Raw genomic sequence first — 287 nt, 5'->3', positions numbered from 1 at the left:
TAGCTAAGTTCAACCGAACTAAAAAGCCAATCACACACCGATAAAACTAACTGCAGGTGTAATCGCCTGCAGTTATTCACCACTCTTTCCGGTTTACTTTCCATGCCTGTCTCAGGCGAACTCTTAGTACACCGCTCTTATAGGAATTCTATGTCTACTCTTACCCTTAAAGGGCTTACCAAGCACTACTCCAGTTCTGATAAAGCCCTTACCAACGTTAGCTTGTCGGTCAATGCCGGTGAAGTGGTTGGTTTAATTGGTCCATCTGGTGCGGGTAAATCAACGCT

1 protein-coding gene is annotated in these 287 nt (G+C 44.9%); it reads left to right on the top strand.

All coding sequences use genetic code 11. From position 1 onward, the window contains the following. Positions 1-150: 150 nt before the first annotated feature. On the top strand, positions 151-287 hold a 137-nt coding region (locus AB4486_RS26190), incomplete at its 3' end, for an ATP-binding cassette domain-containing protein (protein ID WP_372119681.1).

It is taken from the genome of Vibrio sp. 10N.222.55.C6 (assembly GCF_041473395.1).
In the GTDB taxonomy this organism is placed as follows: Bacteria; Pseudomonadota; Gammaproteobacteria; order Enterobacterales; family Vibrionaceae; genus Vibrio; species Vibrio crassostreae_C.
This window is presented reverse-complemented; position numbering and strand designations above follow the sequence as displayed.